The sequence below is a fragment of the Aquimarina agarilytica ZC1 genome, assembly GCF_000255455.1.
GTDB classification, from domain to species: Bacteria; Bacteroidota; Bacteroidia; order Flavobacteriales; family Flavobacteriaceae; genus Aquimarina; species Aquimarina agarilytica.
Genome location: NZ_JH621259.1, coordinates 16,317 through 39,413, shown reverse-complemented (window position 1 = coordinate 39,413; position 23,097 = coordinate 16,317). Strand labels below are relative to the sequence as shown.

General features: G+C 35.5%; 23 protein-coding genes and 1 tRNA gene. 18 read left to right on the top strand and 6 right to left on the bottom strand.

The window, feature by feature from the left end; genetic code table 11:
* Positions 1–351, top strand: a complete 351-nt coding sequence (locus KQA_RS0209420) for a hypothetical protein (protein ID WP_010180448.1) — start codon at positions 1–3, stop codon at positions 349–351.
* A 100-nt stretch (positions 352–451) separates the two neighbouring features.
* Here the strand turns inward: KQA_RS0209420 and yihA are convergent, their stop codons facing one another.
* Positions 452–1,066: a ribosome biogenesis GTP-binding protein YihA/YsxC gene (yihA, locus tag KQA_RS0209415; protein ID WP_010180446.1), complete on the bottom strand. Its 615-nt coding sequence runs from the start codon at positions 1,064–1,066 to the stop codon at positions 452–454.
* A gap of 11 nt (positions 1,067–1,077) precedes the next feature.
* Positions 1,078–1,842, bottom strand: a complete 765-nt coding sequence (locus KQA_RS0209410; RefSeq protein ID WP_010180444.1) for an alpha/beta fold hydrolase — start codon at positions 1,840–1,842, stop codon at positions 1,078–1,080.
* A 273-nt stretch (positions 1,843–2,115) separates the two neighbouring features.
* Between KQA_RS0209410 and mraZ the strand changes: the two genes are divergently transcribed.
* The 15 genes from mraZ to KQA_RS0209335 all read left to right on the top strand — a co-directional run bounded on the left by mraZ (position 2,116) and on the right by KQA_RS0209335 (position 18,522).
* Positions 2,116–2,586 carry a division/cell wall cluster transcriptional repressor MraZ gene (gene mraZ, locus KQA_RS0209405; RefSeq protein WP_010180442.1) on the top strand — a complete coding sequence of 157 codons (471 nt, stop codon included), beginning with the start codon at positions 2,116–2,118 and terminating at the stop codon, positions 2,584–2,586.
* Entirely contained in the window at positions 2,576–3,484 is a 909-nt protein-coding gene (rsmH, locus tag KQA_RS0209400; RefSeq protein WP_010180440.1) for a 16S rRNA (cytosine(1402)-N(4))-methyltransferase RsmH, read from the top strand. Before mraZ ends, rsmH begins: the two co-directional genes overlap by 11 nt.
* 3 nt (positions 3,485–3,487) lie before the next feature.
* Positions 3,488–3,799 (top strand): FtsL-like putative cell division protein, encoded by a 312-nt coding sequence (locus KQA_RS0209395; RefSeq protein WP_010180438.1) that lies wholly within the window; start codon positions 3,488–3,490, stop codon positions 3,797–3,799.
* A gap of 12 nt (positions 3,800–3,811) precedes the next feature.
* Positions 3,812–5,803, top strand: a complete 1,992-nt coding sequence (locus KQA_RS0209390; RefSeq protein ID WP_029209541.1) for a penicillin-binding protein — start codon at positions 3,812–3,814, stop codon at positions 5,801–5,803.
* Positions 5,800–7,260 carry a UDP-N-acetylmuramoyl-L-alanyl-D-glutamate--2,6-diaminopimelate ligase gene (locus KQA_RS0209385; RefSeq protein WP_010180433.1) on the top strand — a complete coding sequence of 487 codons (1,461 nt, stop codon included), beginning with the start codon at positions 5,800–5,802 and terminating at the stop codon, positions 7,258–7,260. The genes KQA_RS0209390 and KQA_RS0209385 overlap by 4 nt, the downstream gene beginning before the upstream one ends.
* Positions 7,260–8,492 (top strand): phospho-N-acetylmuramoyl-pentapeptide-transferase, encoded by a 1,233-nt coding sequence (mraY, locus tag KQA_RS0209380; RefSeq protein WP_010180431.1) that lies wholly within the window; start codon positions 7,260–7,262, stop codon positions 8,490–8,492. Before KQA_RS0209385 ends, mraY begins: the two co-directional genes overlap by 1 nt.
* Before the next feature lie 7 nt (positions 8,493–8,499).
* A complete protein-coding gene (murD, locus tag KQA_RS0209375) occupies positions 8,500–9,855 on the top strand; it encodes a UDP-N-acetylmuramoyl-L-alanine--D-glutamate ligase (RefSeq protein ID WP_010180430.1) in 1,356 nt (451 codons plus the stop codon).
* 3 nt (positions 9,856–9,858) lie between these two features.
* Positions 9,859–11,088: an FtsW/RodA/SpoVE family cell cycle protein gene (locus KQA_RS0209370; protein WP_010180428.1), complete on the top strand. Its 1,230-nt coding sequence runs from the start codon at positions 9,859–9,861 to the stop codon at positions 11,086–11,088.
* A complete protein-coding gene (gene murG, locus KQA_RS0209365) occupies positions 11,085–12,176 on the top strand; it encodes an undecaprenyldiphospho-muramoylpentapeptide beta-N-acetylglucosaminyltransferase (protein ID WP_010180426.1) in 1,092 nt (363 codons plus the stop codon). Before KQA_RS0209370 ends, murG begins: the two co-directional genes overlap by 4 nt.
* Before the next feature lie 5 nt (positions 12,177–12,181).
* Positions 12,182–13,525 carry a UDP-N-acetylmuramate--L-alanine ligase gene (murC, locus tag KQA_RS0209360; protein WP_010180424.1) on the top strand — a complete coding sequence of 448 codons (1,344 nt, stop codon included), beginning with the start codon at positions 12,182–12,184 and terminating at the stop codon, positions 13,523–13,525.
* Positions 13,522–14,238: a cell division protein FtsQ/DivIB gene (locus KQA_RS0209355; protein WP_010180422.1), complete on the top strand. Its 717-nt coding sequence runs from the start codon at positions 13,522–13,524 to the stop codon at positions 14,236–14,238. Before murC ends, KQA_RS0209355 begins: the two co-directional genes overlap by 4 nt.
* Positions 14,239–14,240: 2 nt before the next feature.
* Entirely contained in the window at positions 14,241–15,605 is a 1,365-nt protein-coding gene (gene ftsA, locus KQA_RS0209350) for a cell division protein FtsA (protein ID WP_010180420.1), read from the top strand.
* 124 nt (positions 15,606–15,729) lie between these two features.
* On the top strand, positions 15,730–17,712 hold the full coding sequence (ftsZ, locus tag KQA_RS0209345) for a cell division protein FtsZ (RefSeq protein ID WP_010180418.1): 1,983 nt from the start codon (positions 15,730–15,732) through the stop codon (positions 17,710–17,712).
* Positions 17,713–17,806: 94 nt separating this feature from the next.
* Positions 17,807–18,259: a GatB/YqeY domain-containing protein gene (locus KQA_RS0209340; RefSeq protein WP_010180416.1), complete on the top strand. Its 453-nt coding sequence runs from the start codon at positions 17,807–17,809 to the stop codon at positions 18,257–18,259.
* A 186-nt stretch (positions 18,260–18,445) separates the two neighbouring features.
* A tRNA-Arg gene (locus KQA_RS0209335) sits at positions 18,446–18,522 on the top strand.
* Here KQA_RS0209335 and KQA_RS19905 read toward each other — a convergent pair.
* The 4 genes from KQA_RS19905 to KQA_RS0209320 all read right to left on the bottom strand — a co-directional run bounded on the left by KQA_RS19905 (position 18,473) and on the right by KQA_RS0209320 (position 21,286).
* On the bottom strand, positions 18,473–20,089 hold the full coding sequence (locus tag KQA_RS19905) for a recombinase family protein (protein ID WP_010180414.1): 1,617 nt from the start codon (positions 20,087–20,089) through the stop codon (positions 18,473–18,475). The two genes, KQA_RS0209335 and KQA_RS19905, sit on opposite strands and share 50 nt — an antisense overlap.
* A 2-nt stretch (positions 20,090–20,091) precedes the next feature.
* Positions 20,092–20,259, bottom strand: coding sequence for a hypothetical protein (locus tag KQA_RS20235; RefSeq protein WP_157366636.1), 168 nt, complete (start codon positions 20,257–20,259; stop codon positions 20,092–20,094).
* A gap of 81 nt (positions 20,260–20,340) precedes the next feature.
* Positions 20,341–20,586, bottom strand: coding sequence for a hypothetical protein (locus KQA_RS0209325; RefSeq protein WP_010180412.1), 246 nt, complete (start codon positions 20,584–20,586; stop codon positions 20,341–20,343).
* Position 20,587: 1 nt separating this feature from the next.
* Positions 20,588–21,286: a hypothetical protein gene (locus tag KQA_RS0209320; protein WP_010180411.1), complete on the bottom strand. Its 699-nt coding sequence runs from the start codon at positions 21,284–21,286 to the stop codon at positions 20,588–20,590.
* Positions 21,287–21,439: 153 nt separating this feature from the next.
* On the opposite strand from KQA_RS0209320, the gene KQA_RS0209315 reads away from it, so the two are divergent.
* Together KQA_RS0209315 and KQA_RS0209310 are read left to right on the top strand one after the other, a co-directional pair.
* A complete protein-coding gene (locus KQA_RS0209315; protein ID WP_010180408.1) occupies positions 21,440–21,685 on the top strand; it encodes a hypothetical protein in 246 nt (81 codons plus the stop codon).
* Between the two features lie 330 nt (positions 21,686–22,015).
* A complete protein-coding gene (locus KQA_RS0209310) occupies positions 22,016–23,089 on the top strand; it encodes a hypothetical protein (RefSeq protein WP_232285877.1) in 1,074 nt (357 codons plus the stop codon).
* Positions 23,090–23,097 lie beyond the last annotated feature (8 nt).

Sequence of the window (23,097 nt, the reverse complement as noted above, 5' to 3'; positions counted from 1 at the left end):
TTGGATAGCTTACTGTTTGTATATAATGCCTCATCTGGATTTTGGAATAAAAAAATAGACTTTGCGCATAAAATTTTAAGTCCCAATACATATGAATGTAGTCTGTGTGCATTAACACATGGTAATTTTGGGGAAACAGATAGGTGGAGGTCATTCAGAGCATCTCAAAAAACACCCATGAAATTCATTTATAAAAATGAATTTGAAACGCAATTTCCCGATATAAAGGTGAGTTATCCAGTGATTTTTGCTGTTACTTCAAATGGGTTGAAAATGGTACTTTCTTCAAAAAAATTAAAGGAGCTAAGTTCCTTAGATGAGCTTATTGCTGTTTTGGATAGAAATAAATAGTTGAGATTTATACTAAAAGAAATAAGCTTGCTTGTGCAATAGGTAAGTTCAAGAGTTTGTTTACTCTAGTCTCTAGTCTCTAGTCTCTAGTCTCTAGTCTCTAGTCTCTAGTCTCTTTAAAAAACGCTTGATTTAAGTGGTCTATATGGGCTAATACTTCATCACAGCCTTGTTTGGATGAAGAGGAGGTAATAAAATAAGGAGGCATTTCTTCCCAAAATTCAAGCATTTTATTTTTGTAATTTTCAATATGCTTAGGAAGTGTATTAGGGGTTAATTTGTCTGCTTTTGTAAAAATGATAAAGAAGGGGACGCTATTGGTGGCCAGCCATTCCATAAAAGCTAGGTCAATTTTTTGAGGTTCATGCCTGCAGTCGACTAAAACAAAAGCGCTTACTAATTGCGTGCGTTGTTTAAAATAATTGGTAATAAATTTTTGGAACGTTTTTTTTGTGCTTTTTGATGTACGTGCATACCCATAACCTGGTAAATCAACTAAAAACCAATTTTTATTAATTAAAAAATGGTTAATAAGTTGTGTTTTTCCAGGTCTACCAGAGGTTTTAGCAAGGCTTTTTCGTTTCATAAGTGCGTTAATCAATGAAGATTTTCCCACGTTTGAGCGCCCAATAAAGGCGTATTCCGGAAAAGGGTTACTAGGACATCTGGCAACATCACTGTTGCTAATTACAAAATCGGCACTTGAAATTTTCACACTAAAGTGTTTTAAATATTTTCTTTAACAAGCCATTCATGTAGGTACTTGTTAAATGTTTCTGGATGTTCCATCATAGCTGCGTGTCCACATTCGTCAATCCAATAAAGGCTTGAGTTAGGGATAAGTCTTTCAAAATCTCTAGCAACATCTGGAGGAGTCACAATATCGTTTTTTCCCCAAATAATACAAGCTGGAGCTTTAATTTTTGGTAAATCCTTAGCCATATTGTGTCTAATGGCACTTTTTGCAATTGCTATGGTTCTGACTAACTTGTAACGATCATTTACCGTATTGTAAACTTCGTCAACCATTTCTTTAGTGGCAGTTTCGGGTTTATAAAATACGTCTTGTGCTTTTTGCTTTATATAGTCGTAGTCACCACGTTTAGGGTAACTTTCTCCCATACCGCTTTCGTATAGTCCCGAACTTCCGGTAAGTACTAATCCTTGAGTAAACTCGGGATACATTTTTTGAAACACCAGGGCGATATGTCCTCCAAGTGAGTTTCCTACTAATGTAACCTTAGTATATCCTAAATAATCTAAAAATTCCTTTAAAAACTTGGCTAAATTACTAACACTAGTCTTAATCAATGGAAGTTCATAAATAGGGAGTTCAGGGATAATAACACGATATCCGTGTTGAGGGAAGTGAGAGAACATTCCTTCAAAATTACTTAAACCTCCCATAAGTCCGTGAAGTACAACTAAAGGTGTTCCTTCACCAGAACTAGCGTATATAAATTTTCCTTCTTTTATTAAGTTTTCGTTCATTAATGCTTTGGCATGACTGAAACGCAAATATAATATTTTAACAAACAGGAACAGAATTTTTTTGAAGAACTCTTTTTTTAAGATTTGCTTCTCGTTCTTCTGTTACTTTTTTTCGGTGATGTTTTTTTCTGATTTTTTTCTTTTTAGGCTAGGGTTGAGGTTTGATGGAAGCTGTGATTTGATTAGTTGAGTGGTAAAACTTATTAACAATGTGGTATAATGTGGTAAAATGTGGTAATATTTTCAATATCTTTGACTAATTCTAGATAAATAGTGGTAAACTTAATTGGAACATACGAGTGTAAAGCGGATGCAAAAGGCCGATTGATGCTTCCTTCGGGCTTTAAAAAGCAGTTGGACAGTGTATTGTCGGAAGGTTTTGTGTTAAAGCGATCGGTGTTTCAGCCATGTGTGGAGTTGTATCCAAGGAAAGAATGGGATAAGCTGATGCAGAAAATGAATAAGCTGAATCGATTTAAAAAGAAGAATAATGATTTTATTCGTCGTTTTACGGCAGGAGTAAAGGAGATTGAGGTAGATGCCACAGGGCGAATTTTAATCCCTAAAGATTTGGTGGCTTTTGCAGGAATAGAAAAAGAATTAGTGTTGTCTTCGGCAATAAATATAATTGAAATTTGGGATAAAACACGTTACGAAAAAGCAATTGATGAAGCTGCAGATGATTTTGCAGATTTAGCTGAAGAGGTAATGGGTTTTGATGATATAGTAATGGATGGAGAATAAGTATCATATACCAGTGTTGTTACATGAAACTGTTGATGGCTTAGCAATAAAGCCGGATGGGATTTATGTCGATGTTACTTTTGGTGGCGGAGGGCATTCAAAAGAGATATTGTCTCGGTTAGGACCTAATGGGAAATTGTTTGGTTTTGATCAAGATCAGGATGCACATAAAAATGCACTAGATGATGATCGATTTCAATTAGTGCCTCATAATTTTAGGTTTATAAAGCGTTTTTTGCGCTTTTATGGAGTGAAAAAGGTGGATGGAATTTTAGGTGATTTTGGTGTGTCATCACATCAGTTTGATGAGGCAGATCGTGGTTTTTCAACTCGTTTTGAGGCGGAATTGGATATGCGAATGGATCAAACATCGACACTTTCAGCTAATGATGTAATCAATAATTACGAGGAGCTGGCAATAAAACAAGTATTGTCGCAGTATGGAGAGGTGCGCAGCGCAGCAAAAATGGCTCGTTTAATAGTGGAGGCACGTGAGGTAGCGCCCATAAAAACAAGTGAGCAGTTAAAAGCAATTTTAGCGCCTTGTATGATTAAAAGAAAGGAACATAAAATTTTGGCACAAGTGTATCAGGCAATTCGTATTGAGGTAAATCAGGAAATTGCTGTGTTAAAGGAATTTTTAGAGCAGACAAAAGAATTATTAGCTCCAGGTGGCAGATTAAGTTTGATATCATATCACTCTTTGGAAGATCGATTAGTGAAACGGTTTATAAGAAATGGTCTTTTTGAAGGAGAGCCTGAAAAGGATTTATTTGGAAAAATGTCGGTGCCTTTTAAAAAGAAAGGTGGGCTTATTGTACCCGATGCAAATGAAATTGCTGTAAATAATAGAGCACGAAGTGCTAAGCTAAGAATAGCAGAGCGGATTGAAGATTAGTGGATGAAGGATAAGTTGTATGACATATTAAAAGGAAGGCTTTTATTGTCGGATGATTCGGCAAAAAATTGGGTCATGCTTTTGTTTTTGTCGTTGTTGGCTTTAATAATGATTGCGAGTTCACATAGTGCGGAACGGAAAATTCATGAGATTGCTAAAAAGAATAATGAAGTAAAAGAGTATCGGACCCGATTTGTGGATGGAAGATCGAGGTTAATGAAATTAAAAATGGAGTCACAAATAAAAAAGAGGCTCAAGGAAATAGGAGTAGACTTAAAAAAAGAACCCCCAATAAAATTAGTAGTCAAGGAATAAGCTAGCAATAAATTGGAAACAACAATCAAAAACATATCAAACAGATCGTATTTAGTGGCAGGTTGTCTGTTGCTTTTTGCAGGTTTTGTGTTGTTTAATTTGTTTAAAATTCAGGTTGTTGAGGGAGATAAATATCGCGAAATAGCTCGTAAGAGGGTGTTTAAAGATTTTGTAATTCCTGCAAATCGAGGAAATCTTTACGATGCTAATTATAATTTACTGGCTACTTCGGTGCCTAAATACAATATTCGATTTGACGCGGTAACAGTCAAAAAGGAAACCTTTCAAAAAGAAATACAAAACCTAGCTAAGGCGATGTCTAAGGAGTTTGGGAAATCTACTTCATATTATTCAAAGCTTTTTAACAAGGCTAGAGCTAATAAAAACAGGTATTTATTAATTTGTCGAAATGTAGGCTACTCGCGTTATATGCGAGTTAAAAACTTCCCTATTTTAAAATTAGGAGCTAATAAAGGCGGATTAATTATAGAACAACGAACTGTAAGGGAACATCCTATAGGGAAAATAGCAGAACGAACAGTAGGTTATGAGCGTCAAGATGAAAAAGGCTATTATACCAGAGTTGGACTCGAAGGTGCTTATGGACCTTATTTACGAGGTAAAGCAGGGAAACGTTTAAAGCAAAAGATATCAAAAGGGCAATGGAAACCCGTATCGGATAACAATGAGGTAGAACCGCAAGATGGTTATGATGTGGTTTCAGCAATTGATGTAAATGTACAAGATATTGCACATCACGCCTTGTTGGAGCAGTTGGAAAAGTTTGAAGCGCATCATGGGTGTGTGGTGGTAATGGAAACCAAAACTGGCGATATTAAAGCAATTTCAAATTTAGCACGTACGTCAAAAGGAAAATATTATGAGCGACTAAATTATGCTGTTGGGGAATCGCATGAGCCAGGATCAACATTTAAATTGATGTCAATGGTGGCTTTATTGGAGGATAAGGCGATTGATTCAAGTTATGTGGTAGATACCGAAAATGGACGTGTAAAATTTTATGACCGCACGGTGTATGATTCTCATTGGGGTGGGTACGGAAAAATTACTGCCGCAAAGGCATTTGAATTGTCATCCAATACAGCCTTTGCTAAAATTGTTAACAAGCATTACAAGAGTAACCCTAAAAAGTTATTAAATCGCTTTTATAATATGGGGTTAAACAAGCCTTTGGGCTTACCAATTAAAGGGGAAGGAGATCCTAAATTTCCTTATCCAGGTGATAAAGATTGGTACGGTACTACATTGCCATGGATGGCCTTTGGCTACGGAATTTCATTAACGCCTTTACAAACACTAACATTTTATAATGCGATTGCCAATAATGGCGAAATGGTAAAGCCACAATTTATAAAACAAGTGCGTGCTTGGGATGCGGTCGAAGAACAATTTGGGAAAGAGGTGATTAATCCAGCGCTATGTTCAAAAGAAACGGTTGGAATGGTAAAAACGATGATGGAAAATGTAGTGGAACGCGGTACAGCCAAAAATATAAAGTCAAAGTATATGCCCTTTGCCGGGAAAACGGGGACTTGTCAAAAAAATTACGGAAAAGGGAAAAAGCATTTGCAATACATTTCATCTTTTGTAGGCTATTTTCCGGCAGACGCGCCAAAGTATTCATGTATAGTTGTGGTGCATGAGCCTAAAAAGGAATTGGGCTTCTATGGAAATGTAGTGGCGGCTCCAGTGTTCAAAAAAATTGCTGAAAAAATATACAGGGCAACACCAATTGTAGATCAAGTGAGTCTGGCTTCAGTAGAAAAATCAGGAGCAGATTATACTAATTTTTATACGCTTTCGCAGAAGTATAAAACCATAATGCCGAACGTAAAAGGGATGACATTAATGGATGTGTTGCCATTATTGGAAAATTTAGGATTAGATGTAAAGGTATCAGGTGAAGGAAAAGTAAAAGAGCAGTCTATTCCGCAGGGAGAAAAAATAGGAAATCGTAAACATATTAGCATTATTTTATCTTGAGTAGTTTAACTAACATATTATATAAGGTATCCATTGAGGCGGTAATGGGGAATACACATGTAAGTGTAAATTCATTGCAATTCGATTCGCGTTTAGTGGCGTTAAATGATGTTTTTGTAGCCGTTCGTGGAGTGCAAGTCGATGGGCATCAATTTATAAAAAAAGCTATAGATCAAGGTGCTTTGGTAATTGTTTGTGAAGTTTTTCCGGAACATATTGTCAATGGTGTTACTTATATAAAAGTAGCTGATTCGCAAGTTGCGTTGGCGGTTATGGCGAGTAATTTTTATGAAAACCCTTCGAGTAAGCTAAAATTAGTTGGAGTAACAGGGACTAATGGAAAAACAACAGTAACAAGTTTACTATTTCAATTGTTTAAAAATGCAGGCTATAAAGTAGGTTTGATTTCTACTGTAAAAGTGTGCATTCATAATAAAGAAATTCCTGCAACGCATACTACACCCGATGCATTGCAATTACAAAAGCATTTAGCCAATATGGTTACTGCCGGGGTGACTTATTGTTTTATGGAGGTGAGTTCGCATGGAATTCATCAAAAAAGGACCTTGGGTTTAGAGTTTGTGGGAGGTGTGTTTACTAATTTGTCGCATGATCATTTGGATTACCATGAAACATTTAAAGAGTACCGCGATGTTAAAAAATCTTTTTTTGATTCATTGTCTCAAAAGGCTTTTGCATTAACAAATTCCGATGATAAAAATGGTCCAATAATGCTTCAGAATACAAAAGCAAAAAAAATCACTTATGCTTTAAAGTCTTTTGCAGATTATAGAGGCAATGTGTTGGAAAGTAGTTTTCAAGGTTTGCTTTTAAAAATTAATGATAAGGAGTTTTGGAGTAAGCTCATAGGGGATTTTAATGCTTATAATTTGGTGTCGGTTTATGCTTGTGCAGAAATGCTTGGCTTGGAATCTTTAGAGATTTTACAATTACTGAGTAATCTTGAAAGTGTGAACGGGAGGTTTGAATATGTGGTGTCGGATCAAAAAATTACAGCAATAGTTGATTTTGCTCATACACCGGATGCGCTTAAAAATGTATTGAATACAGTAAATTCAATACGAACACGTAATGAAACCTTAATTACCGTGGTTGGTTGCGGAGGAGATCGTGATCAATTGAAAAGACCTATTATGGCATCAATTGCTGCACAATTAAGTGATAAAGTCATTTTTACCAATGATAATCCTCGTTTTGAAGAACCTCAAGATATTTTAAATGCCATGGAGGCGGGAGTACAACCTCAAGATTTTAAAAAAACACTTACAATCCAAGATCGTAAGCAGGCTATTAAAACTGCGGTAAGCATGGCAAATCCTAATGATATTATTTTAATTGCAGGAAAAGGACATGAAAACTATCAGGATGTAAAAGGAAAAAAAACAGCTTTCAGTGATATGGAAGTGGTGCAGAATTATTTAAAATTAATTGGCTAATGTTATACTATTTATTTGATTATTTAGAGCAGAACTTTCAGTTCCCGGGAGCAAGTCTGTTTGGCTTTTTAAGTTTTAGAGCAGCTTTAGCCATATTAGTTTCTCTGTTGATTTCGGTGACCTACGGAAAACGAATCATTGTTTTTTTACAAAAAAAACAGATGGGCGAAAGTATACGAGACTTAGGTTTGCAAGGGCAGACAGAAAAAGCTGGGACACCGACTATGGGTGGAATTATAATTATTCTAGCCACATTAATACCAGTGCTTCTTTTTGCGAAACTCGAAAATATATACATCATATTATTAGTAGTTACCACACTTTGGATGGGAGCTATTGGTTTTACAGATGATTATTTAAAAATAAAAAAGAAAAATAAAGATGGTCTTGCCGGAAAGTTTAAAGTTATAGGTCAAGTTGGACTGGGTATTTTTGTTGGTTTAGTGATGTATTTCCATAAGGATATAACGATTAAAGAAGAAAAATCTCCGGAGGTTATTGCGCAAATAAGAGCAACTGGGAGTAATGAGTCTGAATTTAAACCCGAAACAAAATCAACGAAAACAACCATTCCTTTTCTAAAAAATAATGAGTTTGAATATGCAAAGCTGTTGGAGTGGATTAATCCAGGCTTAAAAAAATATGCTTGGCTATTTTTCATTCCGGTAGTGATTGTTATTGTTACCGCAGTGTCAAATGGAGCAAATTTAACGGATGGGATTGATGGTTTGGCAGCAGGTACATCGGCAATTATGGTTGTTGTTTTAGGTGCTTTTGCGTGGATTTCGGGGAATATTATTTTTTCCGATTACTTGAATGTGATGTACATACCCCATACGGGTGAGATGACCATTTTTATAGCGGCATTTACGGGAGCTTTAGTTGGGTTTTTGTGGTACAATACGTATCCAGCTCAGGTGTTTATGGGCGATACAGGAAGTTTAACTATTGGTGGAATAATAGCAGTAATTGCTATTGCTGTTCGTAAGGAGTTGTTGATTCCTTTGTTGTGCGGAGTCTTTTTTGTGGAGACACTATCGGTGATTATTCAGGTTTCATACTTTAAGTACACAAAAAAGAAATTTGGTGAGGGTAAACGGGTGTTTTTAATGTCTCCTTTACATCATCACTATCAAAAGAAGGGTATTCACGAAAGTAAAATTGTAGCCCGTTTTTGGATTGTAGGCATTTTGTTAGCAATTCTAACTGTAGTAACGCTTAAACTTAGGTAATTATATAATGAATAACCAAAATAACATACAAAGACTTGTGGTGCTTGGTGCTGGAGAGAGTGGTGTGGGTACTGCGCTTTTGGCTAAGGCTAAAGGATATGATGTTTTTGTGTCGGATTTTGGGAAAATAACAGATAAGTATACTTCAATTTTAGCTGAAGCTGGATTAGCTTTTGAAGAAGAACAGCATACTGAAGCATTGATTTTAAATGCCGATGTAGTGGTAAAAAGCCCTGGGATTCCAGATGCAGTACCTATAGTTAAAAAAATAGTGTCAAAGAGGATTCCGGTAATTTCTGAAATTGAATTTGCTGTAAAATATACTAAAGCGTCTGTTGTCGGTATAACAGGAAGCAATGGAAAAACGACGACTACCATGCTTACGGGTCATGTGCTTTCTTCGGGAATGGAAGGGGTTACCATGGCGGGAAATATCGGAGATAGTTTTGCTAAGGCGGTATTGGATGATCAGACGAACACATTTGTGTTAGAGTTGAGTAGTTTTCAGTTAGATGGAGTGGAAGATTTTTGTCCAAAAATCGCCATACTAACTAATTTGTCTCCAGATCATTTAGATCGCTATGAGTACAGCTATGATAAGTATATCGCGGCAAAATTTAGATTAATAAAAAATCAAACTCATAATGATTATTTCATTTATGATGCAGATGATAAGGACATTCAAAATTATTTAAAAAAGCATAAGCCTAAAGCGCAATGTTTTCCTTTTTCATTGGAAAAAGAATTGGAGCAAGGGGTATTTATAAAAAACAACCATATCGTAATAAGTATGAACAACGAACAAGATATTATCATATCAGAAAGTAGTCTTTCTTTAAAAGGAAGACACAATACCAAAAATGCAATGGCGGCAGCAATGTCAGCTAGATTAATTGGTATACGAAAACAAACAATTCGTGAAAGTTTAACAAATTTTCAAGGAGTGGAGCATCGATTAGAAATGGTATTGAAAATCAATAATGTGCAGTACATTAATGATTCCAAGGCAACTAATGTGAATGCTACATATTTTGCATTGGAAGCTGTTAAAACACCAGTAGTATGGATTGTTGGTGGAGTGGATAAAGGGAATGATTACAGCGAATTGTATAAACTTGTTAATGAAAAAGTGAAAGCAATTATTTGCTTAGGAGTGGACAATAGTCGTATTGTGGCCTCATTTGAAAATTGTGTAGATACCATTGTGGAAACGCAATCTATGCAAGAGGCTGTTAAAATTGCATATGCTTTAGGTGAGCGTAATGATACGGTATTATTATCGCCATGTTGTGCAAGTTTTGACTTGTTTAAAAATTATGAAGATCGTGGAGATCAGTTTAAAACTGCAGTACATAAGTTGTAATAAATGAAACAAGCCTTATTAAATATACAGGGAGATAAAGTGCTTTGGGCTATTGCAGGTCTATTGGCACTATTCTCATTTATGCCTGTGTATAGTGCGAGCAGTAATTTAGCTTATTTGTATGGGGATGGAAATACGTTTAAGTATTTAATTAAACATGCGGTGCATTTAGGTTTAGGTTTTTTAATAGTATATGGAGTACATAAAATTCCATACAACTATTTTAAAGGGCTTTCTATGATTATGTTGCCTATTGCGGTAGTTTTATTGGTTGTAACTATTGCACAGGGAACCACAATTGGGGGGGCTAATGCAAGTCGATGGATACGAATTCCTGTAGTTGGAGTTACTTTTCAAACTTCGACATTGGCGTCGGTGGTGTTGCTTAGTTTTGTCGCACGGTATTTGGCAAAAATAGCATCAAAAGCCTATACATTTAAAGAGACATTGGTGCCATTGTGGTTGCCAGTAATGTTGGTGGTTGCTTGTATTTGGTGGTTGCCAGTAATGTTGGTGGTTGCTTGTATTTTCCCTGCCAATTTTTCAACGGCTGCTATTATTTTTTCTATGGTGATAATGTTGGTGTTTATAGGTGGCTATCCGTTAAAGTATTTGGCTATTATTTTTGCTACAGGTTTATTGTTTTTAACGCTATTTATATTAGCGGCAAAGGCATTTCCGGGAGCATTTTCCAATAGGGTAGATACATGGACTAGTCGTATTGAGAATTTTTTAGACGATAGTGAAAATCAAAAAGATAATTATCAAATAGAGCGAGCTAAAATTGCTATTGCTACTGGTGGTTTAATAGGTCAGGGACCAGGAAAAAGTGTACAAAAAAACTTTTTACCGCAGTCATCTTCAGATTTTATTTATGCGATAGTAGTGGAAGAGTTTGGTTTGTTAGGGGCTGTAGGGATTATGTTTGCTTATCTATTAGTACTGGCTCGATTAATTATTATTTCGCATAAATGTGAAGATGTTTTTGGGAAGTTATTAGTGTTGGGGGTTGGTTTGCCTATTGTTTTTCAGGCGCTTATTAATATGGCCGTGGCAGTTGAGTTATTTCCAGTAACGGGACAAACCTTGCCTTTGGTAAGTAGTGGAGGGACATCTATTTGGATGACCTGCTTAGCTTTGGGTATTGTGATTAGTGTAAGTGTAAAATCGACACCAAAAGAGAAAGAAGAAAGTGAAGCGAATCCGTTGGATATTTTAAGCGAAACTATATGAGGCAGTTGTCATTTGTGATATCAGGAGGAGGTACTGGAGGGCATATTTACCCTGCCATTGCCATTGCCGATGCTTTAAAACAAAAGTATCCGGAGGCCAATTTTTTGTTTGTTGGGGCAAGTGATCGTATGGAGATGCAAAAGGTACCCAAAGCAGGTTATGAAATAGAAGGGCTGTGGATAAGCGGAATACAACGAAAATTATCGACCAAAAATCTATTATTGCCATTTAAGTTAGTGAGTAGTTTATGGAAGTCGTATAAAATTATAAAAAAACAAAAGCCAACAATAGCTATTGGGACAGGTGGGTATGCAAGTGCTGCTTTGTTAAAAATGGCTGGTTGGATGCAGGTGCCGACATTAATTCAGGAACAAAATTCGTTTCCAGGAATTACCAATAAGTGGTTGGCAGGTAATGCTAAAAAAATATGCGTAGCCTATCCTGATTTAGAGCGATTTTTTCCTGCAGAAAAATTAGTACAAACAGGAAACCCAGTACGTCAAGATATATTAAACAAGGATATTTCTTCTGCGGAAGCATTTAATTATTTTGAATTAAATGAAGGGGTGAAAACGATTTTGGTCCTTGGAGGAAGTTTAGGCGCTAAAGCGATTAATGAGTTGGTAGCTTCGAGAATTGCTTTTTTTAAAGAAAATAATGTACAAGTATTGTGGCAATGTGGCCAATTGTATTATGAAAGGTTTAAACATTTAGCTACAGCACACATAAAGATTGTAGCTTATATAGATCGTATGGATTTAGCCTACGGAATGGCTGATTGTATTGTTTCAAGGGCGGGGGCAAGCTCTGTTTCGGAATTAGCTATAGTAGGGAAACCTGTATTGTTTATTCCGTCGCCTTATGTGGCAGAAGATCATCAAACTAAAAATGCCGAAGCTGTAGTTAAGGCAAATGCAGCATGTATGATTAAACAATCGGAATTTGAAGCAAAATTTGATGCTCAAATATTAGCATTATTACATGATAAAGCACTTATTGAAAATTTGAGTTCAAATTTTAAAAAGCTGTCCAAACCAGAGGCTACAGCACACATAGTAAATGAAATTGAAAAATTAATTAAGGAATAGGTTAGTTGAGAGGTTTAGAATACATAGAAAACGTTTATTTTATCGGTGTCGGAGGTATTGGTATGAGTGCCATTGCACGTTATTTTGTAAGTGTGGGTAAACAAGTAGCGGGATATGATAAAACACCAACAGCTATTACAAAGGCTTTAGTTGATTTGGGAGTGGATATAACTTTTAATGATGCTGTTGCAGAAATTCCTCAAAATTTTTTAAATGCAAAAAACACATTGGTTGTATATACGCCGGCAGTTCCAGCGACACATAAACAATTGGTGTATTTTCAAGACCATAATTTTGAGGTGCACAAACGAGCTAAAGTGCTAGGTTTTATTACGAAGGATACGTTTACACTAGCGGTGGCAGGTACACATGGAAAAACGACAACTTCGAGTATATTGGCTCATTTGTTATACGCATCGGGTGAAAAAGTAACCGCTTTTTTAGGCGGTATAAGTGAAAACTATAATTCGAATTATATAAGTAGCGGAAATGAAGTTGTGGTGGTTGAGGCAGATGAATTTGATCGTTCATTTTTGCAGTTATTTCCCAATATTTCTGCTATTACCTCAATGGATGCTGATCATTTAGATATTTATGGAGCGCATGAGGCTTTAACAGATTCTTTTAATGCTTTTGCAGCTCTAACAAAAAATGAATTATTTGTAGTAAAAGGCTTGCCTATGCAAGGAGTTACTATAGGGATTGATACCGATGCGGATTATGTGGCACAAAATATAAAAATAGATAATGGAAGCTATGTGTTTGATTTAAAAACACCAGAGCAACTTATAAAAAATTTGCATGTAAGCCTACCAGGTTTTCATAACCTGCTGAATGCAATTACAGCCTTTGCTATGGCTTTAAAATACGGTTCCCCGGCCGAAAAGTTAGCAAAGGCTTTATTAACGTTTAAGGGGGTGCAACGTCGTTTTAGTTATCAAATAAAAACATCTGATTTGGTGTATATTGATGATTATGCGCATCATCCAACCGAAATAAAGGCGCTACATCAGGCAGTGAGGCAAATGCATCCGAATAAAAAAGTTTTAGCCATTTTTCAGCCTCATTTGTTTAGTAGAACAAAGGACTTTGCAGAAGAGTTTGGAACAAGTTTGAGTCTGTTTGATGAGTTGTTGTTGTTGGATATTTATCCGGCGAGGGAATTGCCTATGGAGGGGGTAACTTCGGAATGGTTATTGTCACTAGTTGCTAATAAAAACAAAAGTTTAGTTTCTAAAAAAGCATTAATTGATTTGGTTAAACAAAGCGATGCCGAAGTGATTGTTACTATTGGGGCAGGTGATATTGGGGCTGAGGTTTCAAAAATTAAAGAAGCGCTATTAGCATGAAAAAGATCAAATACAATATAGGAATTGTACTTGCATTAGGGATCTTAATGTTACTATTTGCGTTTGCCGAAAAACGAAATAATCGAAGAAAAATAGTACAGGATAAAGTGGAATTTATTGGCGATCAGCGACTTTTTTTATCGGAAGATTTCGTTAATAAACTGTTGATACAAAAAGTAAAAAATGATAGTATTCCTACAAAAGAAACTTTAGTTTTGAAGGAGAAGGAGGACTTAATAAAAAATGAGGTTTATGTTGATAATGCCGAGGTTTATATGTCTGTTAATGGGCGTATTAGTGCTCAGGTAGAGCAGCGTGTGCCTATCGCAAGAATTTACGGTGCTCAACCAAAATATATTGATGTTAGCGGTGAATTGATGCCGTTATCAAAAAATAATTCGGTGAGGGTGCCATTGGTGTATTATTTTACACCAAAACATAAAGCAAATTTATTAGTACTCTTAAAAAAAATTAAGGAAGATTATTTTTTAGAAAAATTAGTAGTAGGAGTGAATTGCTTGTCTGGTGATGATTATAGTTTACGCCTTCGGAATCATGATTTTTTGATACGTATTGGTGATGTATCACAACTTGATCTAAAATTTAAAAACCTTAAAGCATTTTATGCAAAGGCTCAAAAAGACAATTTATTTGATTCGTATGCACTCGTTAATCTGGGAATTACAAATCAGGTAATTTGTACAAAAATTTAATAATGGAACAGCAGAATATTGCAGTAGGCTTAGACATTGGAACAACCAAAATAGTAGCTATGGTTGGTCGTTACAATGAGTATGGCAAAATGGAGGTTTTAGGTATTGGCAAGTCCAAAAGTTTGGGTGTGCACCGTGGTGTAGTGAATAATATTACGCAGACCATTCAGTCTATTCAACAAGCTATTCAAGAGGCTGAGAGTGTTGCCGGAATTAAAATAGAAGATGCAACTGTTGGAATTGCAGGACAACACATCCGCAGTTTACAGCATAGTGATTACATAGTTCGTAATGATTCGGAAGAGGTAATTGATGGTGCAGATATTGAGAACTTGTGTAATCAAGTACATAAATTAGTGATGCTACCAGGGGAAGAAATTTTGCATGTGCTTCCGCAAGAATATAAAGTAGATGGGCAGGCTGAAATTAATGAGCCTATCGGAATGTATGGAGGCCGGTTAGAAGCTAACTTCCATGTAGTTGTGGGGCAAATTACTTCCATTCGTAATATTGGGCGTTGTGTAAAAAGTTCGGGATTACAATTATCTGGAATAACATTGGAGCCTTTAGCTTCTGCAAATGCGGTATTAAGTCAAGAAGAAAAAGAAGCGGGTGTAGCCTTAATTGATATAGGTGGAGGAACCACTGATTTAGCCATTTTTAAAGATGGAATTATTCGTCATACAGCTGTGATTCCTTTTGGAGGAAATGTAGTTACCGAAGATATTAAAGAAGGTTGCTCAATTATTGAAAAGCAGGCTGAATTATTAAAAGTAAAATTTGGATCAGCTTGGCCTGGTGAAAATAAGGATAATGAAATCGTAAGTATTCCAGGTTTGCGTGGTCGCGAACCAAAGGAGATTTCATTAAAAAACTTATCAAAAATAATTCATGCGCGTGTAGTTGAAATTATTGAATTGGTATTTCAGGAAATAAAAAATTATGGACATGAGAGTACCAAAAAGCAACTTATAGCAGGTATTGTTTTAACTGGTGGAGGAGCACAGCTAAAGCATTTAAAGCAGTTAGTGGAATATATTACGGGAATGGATACGCGTATTGGATATCCAAACGAGCATTTAGCAGGTGATAGTGATCCCGAAACAACAAGTCCTTTATATGCGACTGCTGTTGGTTTGGTTATGGATAATTTGGAAGCCAAAAAACGTTTGGAAGAAGAAGCACAACCTATTAATACTATTACTGAGGAGCTTAAAAAAGAAGGAGCTGTAGCACCGGAAGAATTTATAGATGAGCCGGAAAATGAAGCCCCTCCAGTACAGTCCAGACCAATTTCGGCGCCTAAAAAAGGAATGTTGGAACGTTGGGCGGATAAATTTAAAGAGTTTTTGGACAACGCAGAATAAAACAAGTTGTTGTTCAAGTAAACTGTAGATCTGTTACAGGATCAAAGTAGTAAAAGAGAATAAAGGGATATATAATATCTGATTTGAAGTTTTCAAAGAGGATCACAACACAAAAAGAAAAAATATGAATACTCAAGATGGGTTAGCAAACATTTCTTTTGACATGCCAAAAAATCAATCCAATGTGATAAAAGTGATTGGTGTTGGAGGTGGTGGTAGTAATGCCATTAACCACATGTTTCAACAAGGAATTAAAGGGGTAGACTTTGTCATTTGTAATACAGATTCTCAAGCATTAGAGAATAGTGGTATTCCAAATAAAATTCAGTTAGGGGTATCCTTAACCGAAGGTTTGGGTGCAGGAGCTAATCCTGAAATTGGTGAGCAAGCTGCTCTAGAAAGTTATGAGGATATTGTAAGCATGTTAGGGGTAAATACTAAAATGGTATTTATTACAGCTGGTATGGGTGGAGGTACCGGAACTGGTGCAGCTCCTATTATTGCAAAAATGGCTCGTGAGCTTAATATACTAACCGTAGGTATTGTAACTGTCCCTTTTCAGTTCGAAGGCCGTATGCGTAATCAGCAAGCTCAAGCAGGTGTTGAAAAATTGCGTAGTGAAGTAGATTCTCTTATTGTTATTAATAATAACAAACTTCGTGAAGTATATGGAAATTTAGGATTTAAAGCAGGATTCTCTAAAGCTGATGAGGTGTTGGCAACAGCTTCAAGAGGAATTGCAGAAGTGATTACACATCACTATACTCAAAATATTGACTTGCGCGATGCAAAAACGGTATTGAGTAATAGTGGAACTGCAATTATGGGATCTGCTAATGCTTCGGGAGCGCAACGTGCTCATGATGCTATTGTTAAAGCTTTAGATTCACCATTATTAAATGATAACAAGATAACTGGAGCTAAAAATGTATTACTTTTAATTGTTTCGGGTAAAGAAGAAATTACTATTGATGAAATAGGAGAGATCAATGATCATATTCAAAGTGAAGCAGGATATGGAGCCAACATTATTATGGGGGTTGGTGATGATGAAAGTTTGGATGATTCTATTTCGGTAACCGTAATAGCTACAGGTTTTGATGCAGAGCAGCAAGATGATATTGTAAATACAGAGACGCGAAAAATTATTCATTCGCTGAGCGAAGACCAAAAGGCAGAGCAACAATTATCATCGGTAAATACAAGTGCTGCAGAATTACCTTCGCAAAAAGTAACTCCTGAAGCAACCATACCTACGCAGCCAAAAGTAGTGGAAGCACCTAAGGAAGTAGAGGAAAAGAAGCCTGAAATAATTGTACACGATCTTTTTGAAGAAATAGAAGAAACTCCAATTAAAGAAAGCTTGTTAATGCCTTCAACAGAGTTTATAAAAAACTTAGATGTAGTAGACCATGAAGAAGTAAGTGGATTTACTGAAAAGGCAATGAATGATGATTTTGTGATTATTAATACACAGGAAATCATTAATGAAATAGAGGTAAAGGATGTTGAGGTGGTGGAACCTGTTTTTGAAGAAGAGAATGAACAGATGACATTCACTTTTGATTTAACTACACCAGAATCGACTAAAGCGATTGAGGTTAATGATGAAATTGAAATAAAGCCTGTCGCTGCAGCAGCTGAAGTAGAAGTAAAAGAAGAGCTTGAAGTTGCTCCAGTAGTAGTTGCTGAAGTGAATAAAGAACCTCAAGTAGTACGTTATCAATTGGAAGAAGAACCCGAGGAAGTAGCTGTAGCTAAAGAGGAAGAAAGTGAAATTACTTTTGAAAAGAAAACTGTAGCACCTTTGACTCCAGAAACTAGTATTGATGAAACGGGAGATCCATTGGATTTACCGATATCGGAAGTATTACGATCAAGAGCCTCCGAGCGTCGTGCTCATATGAAAGATTTTAATTATAAATTTAGATCAAGCGCTTCCAATATTGATGATATTGAAAGACAACCTGCGTATAAAAGAGCAGGCTTGGATTTAGATAAAAATAAAGATGGCAGTGTAGTTTCACGAACCACACTAAGTACCGATAGCAATGATGATTTACAATTAAGAAGAAATAATTCATTTCTTCATGACAATGTAGATTAGACTTCCTTCATTGGGGGTGTTAGCTTCGGTTTCAATTAATTAATAAAGAGAAAAGTCTACGTACTTTGTACTGGCTACTTAATACTTAAATAAAATGAGTTTATCAAAAGATATCATGACTGCCATGAAAGAGGCTATGAAAGCGAAAGATCAAAATGCTTTAGCTTCATTACGAGCAGTAAAGTCAGCTATTTTATTAGCACAAACAGAAACAGGGTCTAAGGAAGAATTAACCGAAGATCAAGAATTAAAAATTTTACAGAAGTTAGTAAAACAACGTAAGGATAGTGCTGTTATTTTTACAGAACAAGGCAGAAATGATTTAGCAGAACCAGAATTGGCTCAAGCCGAAGTAATCGCTAAATTTTTACCGGCTCAATTAAGTGAAGAAGAAGTTGCCAAAGTAGTAGCAGAAGTAATAGCCGCTACAGGAGCAGAAGGGATGAAAGATATGGGTAAAGTAATGGGGCAAGTTTCAGGGAAACTAGCGGGAAAAGCCGATGGGAAAACTATTTCTACCATAGTAAAAGCGAAATTATCATCGTAGTTACTATTGGTTGAGAGTTGTCGGTTGTATGTTGTGTGTTTGATTAACACTAAGTAGTTTGTAATTTATTAGAAAAAGTTAAATTATAAAGCAATAAAAAAATAAAGGATTTGTTGCCATCTAACTAACAACTAACAACTAACAACTAACAACTAACAACTAACAACTAACAACTAACAACATAATGGCTGCGTAGTTCAACTGGATAGAATATCAGATTTCGGCTCTGAGGGTTGGGGGTTCGAATCCCTCCGCGGTCACCAAAGCGGAATCTTCACTTTTATAGTGTTGATTTCGCTTTTTTTTTGACTCTTTTTTGTCTGAAATACTGCTGATTACGTTGAAAATTGAGTTTACTCGAAAAGTTCGAACTCGGTCGTTTTCGAAGTCATACCCCAAACCTTCAGGAAATAGCATATATTGAATTTTTCTTTTGGTTTCAATATCTCCTAAACTCCACATTTTAGGTAGGTTAAGAGCTATTTTTAAAGCTCTTTCTATTGCTTTTTTAAGGTTCGAACTATTAAACTCAGAAGATGATAATAAATTTTCTTTTTCAACCTTTTCAGATTCGAGTCTACCTTTGAATCTTTTGTATTGGTCACTATTAATTTCTTCAAAAACGAATCTTTCTTCTAATCGGTCTAGTTTTTTATCAATCTCTTTAATTGCTTTTACTACAATTTCATTTTCTCTGATTCGCTCTTTATTCATATCTACAAATGCTTTGTAGATGATCTCCTTTAAAGGCGCTATATATTTTTTGTCTTGAATAGTATATTGACTCAACAAGCTTTCAAACTGTAAGTGTAATTTTTTTGCACTTTTATTTTCACGACTGCCTTTTCGCCTATTTTTATAGTAGTAAAGATTCTTTTTCTTGACGATATATCCAGTAAGGGGAGTTCCACATGTTGTTGATCGTAAAAAGATCTTAAGTGGAAGGTTTTCATCATCCATACTATAAGCTCTAGGTTCTTCTCCTACTTCTAACAAATTATGAATTTTTAAGAACATTTCCCTAGTGATGAGTGGAGGATGCTTCCCTTCAATAACTTCCCCTGGTATCAATGAATTTACTATTAATCCACAGTAAAAAGGGTTTCTAAACATATCACTAATTCTTTTATCGTTGGTTTTTACCCCTTTTGCTTGAAGTTTTTTTGCTATTTCTACATGAGACATATTTAGTTCAGCCTTCCAGACAAATGCTTGTTTTAAAAGCTTTCCTTTTTCGTTGATATAAAGATCAGGGTTCTTTCCTTTACCAGGGTTTCTGTTGGAATATCCGAAAGGGAATCCGCCAACCCAATATCCTTTTCTAAGCTTTTCTTTCATACCTGATACAGACTTATCCCTTCTTAATTCATTATCGAATTGAGAAAACATATAGTATAGATTCTGTTGAAAAGACCCAGCACTTGTAGATGTATCTACTTCTTGGGTTGCTGAAATCGTAACTATTCCTTGTTTTTTAAGCTGATCGCTAATGTAAGCTCCATTAGCACCTGTTCTTGAAAAACGGTCGTAAGAATAAACAATGATATAACCGATATTCTTTCTACGCTTTACATAAGAAAGCATTTTTTGAAATTCTTTACGCTCATCACTTTTAGCGGATTCGTAAGTCCCTCCAAAGTATTCTATGACTTCTAATCCCTTTTTAGAAGCACATTCCTTGCAGTATTTAAGCTGAGTCTCAAGACTGGCATTATTTTCAGCTTGTTCTTTGGTAGAAACACGTGTATAGATTACCGCTTTACCATCCGTTTTTAGTTGTGGAGTATTAGATTTCTTTGCAAATTGATTAAATATTGATAAATCAGACATTATTAACTTGTATTTTGAATATGGCGACAAGCAATTGCTGCTAGTTCTTGGAGAACTTTTACCGTTTCTTCAGCTTGCTTATCGCTATAATTTTCGAATCCTTTAAATTTCTTCAACCAAGTAGCATTAAAATTACTATTGGCTTTTACTTGTGCTAATGATTTTGACACTTAGGAGTTGGTTATCCGTAGCTCTAATATAAAGTTAGTCACTACAGAAACTGTACTCATGACACTATAGGTCTTTTTAATTTATTGTTTTTCTCGAACAGTACGATTAATATGTACAATACGCCCGTCATTTTGTTTTATTTCTAAATTCTGAAATTCATATTGTTTTAGAAGGTCAACGATTTTTTTAGTATCCTTAATCTTTTCGATGCCTTCTATGATGTCTATTTTACCATTTCGCTTTAGAACCTTTAAGCTCTCAAAATTTTCATTTCGTAACATCTCAACAACACGAATTTCTTTATCAGTAAGTAGTTTTTGCTTCATGTTACTTTTGTTCTATCATTTTTCTTAGTAGTTCCATCTCTCTTACTACCGAGGCATCAAGTTTTTCTCTAGTTTCTTTTAATTCTAGTTTCACAGACTTTAATTCATCTTTAAATGTATTTTTTATCTCTTTCATTTCAGCAGACTTTTCGTTCATGACAGCTTCCATTTTTGCTGAGGTAGCTTTGTGTTCTGACTGAATCGAAGCGATAATATTCATGAACTGTTTTACACGCTCATTATCCATATTAGAAATAAAATGATTGATCATATTATTTACATTAACTGTTTCAACAAGCGTATTTTTTGAGCCAGCTTCAGCAGTATGAATACGCTTTATTTTTCCTTTTCCAGCATGAATATTCATCGCATTATCTCCAGTACTACTAATGCCGTTTTTATGAATATGAATATTATTCAGTGTTTTTGGTTGGTAGTTTAAAGGAGTTGCTTCATTAGAGTAGAAGTAATTCATATCAAGGGTGAATTCTTTAGCTAGATTAATAAGTGCCATGTGAGGAATGTGTTTTTGACGATTTCTTACAGCAGATATTATGCTTCTATTCGTCGGGTAGATAACAGTTCCTAGTGCACTATCATTAATAGGCTTTAGACCTAGTTTTTTATTTACTTCAATGATTTCGTCTACTGCCTTAATGAATTGAAAGTCTATATGATCATATTCGGGAGTGCTTTTCATAATTTTTTTAAGATTAGGTTAGTTGATAATAATTTGGGTTTATTATGTTTTATAAAAAACAAAAATACATATATTTGGCATTATTAAAATGAAATATTGAATTTTAATTGAAATAAATTGTAAATATTATGTCAAATAGAAATACTTTAATTTATGGAGTTATTAGAGGAAGCCAAAAAAGTGGTTTCTAGGATGCATGGATTATATGATAGTCCTGTGAAAGAAATCATGGAGCGAACAGAGTTATCTCGACCTACAGTTTCTAAATTTTTCAATCTAGAAAAAGTGCGTCCTAGTAGTGAAGAAACAATATATGAGCTTTGTTTGGATTTAATAGAAGCTAAAGAAACTAAGCGAAAAGCACTTGTAGCACGTAGCAAGGAAATTTTAGAAAACTAAAAAGCTTCTCTAAGAAAAGAGAAAAAGGCAGCCAATAGCGCACCCTGTACGCATTGTCTTTACTGACAGTTTCAAATAACTGAGGTAGGACTTTTGACGTTACTTATGAAACCTATTCATTATTCTAGTGCATTTCAAAGACTAGATACTTATGTAAAACACTACAACGATGCTCATGTGCTCAAAGAGCAGTTAAGACAAGCTATTGTCTTTACAGCACAAAACATCATCAAACTCTACGGACTTTCGTTGTTAAAAGCGAAAAGTATATCTACCATAAGTCCTGAAAATCTACCTCCTCTAAGAACTAATAATGTTCAATTGGGAAAAATGGGGAATGCCAGCCCGAGAACCATCGCCAGGCATTTAAAACGATTACAAGAAGCAGGTTTTATTACTAATAAAATTTGGCATGGTAGCAACTCTAGTTATGAGTTGTTTATAAACTCCAATATTTTATGGGAAAACCTTAAAAAGGCTGTGAATAACCCTAAAAATGTCGCTAAAGGGGAAGAAAATTTAGCTGCTGATAATCAAAATTTTAAAGAAGAGCATCGTACAATTTGTCCTCATACAGATACTAGTAACAATAGTTACACAACTAATATATTAATAGCAGTAGATAAGTTGTCGAAAAAAATGAGTTCGCTCCCGCTCACGGTAGGAAAAGAGTCACGCAACGTTACTGGAAACAAGGATACAGGATACACAGAGGAAAAATGCCCCGAAAAAAACGATACTTCCAATAAAACAGGCGACAAAAAAAATGAGGACTTCTTAGCAGGTGATAAAGTAAGCACCGAAGATGCAGAGGGAAATGCGCAGAAAAAACGGGTCACATCACACACTAGCGGCGAGAAGTCGTCCGAGGATGTGGCTCTTTCTGCTTCCCGATCTACTTTTGCTTTGAAGTTATGGCAGTATGCTGAAAATGTGTTGTATAAAGATTATCATCTGACTGAATATCAAAAAACACGCGCTAGGGAACATTTAGAAAAATGGTATGCTCCGTTCGATTCGGAAAAGGAGCTTTTAAGAATTCATCAGGTGTATTTGGACCGTATTGGGCTAGTTCAAAAATACATTGCTAAAGACCCTGAGAACAGATATGCTTCTCTTCCCGACAAGTACTTTGATCTTGAAAACCCTTATGGATTTAAAGGAACTAGGGAGTGGTATTTTAAGCAAAAAGTACGAGAGGAAGAAGTGCGTTTACAGCTTATTTTGAAGCATCAAATACGCAAGTTTGAACGTAACGAAAAGCAACCTGAACATAAAAAACAATCTTCTTTAGAAGTGTTCAGGCAGTGCGAAACCCGTTTAGGAGAACTAGGAAAACCAGAGCTTCTTCAGGCTTTCCATGCTTCGGTATTACAATCCCAGAGTTATCAATTTTCACATTAATATTTCAA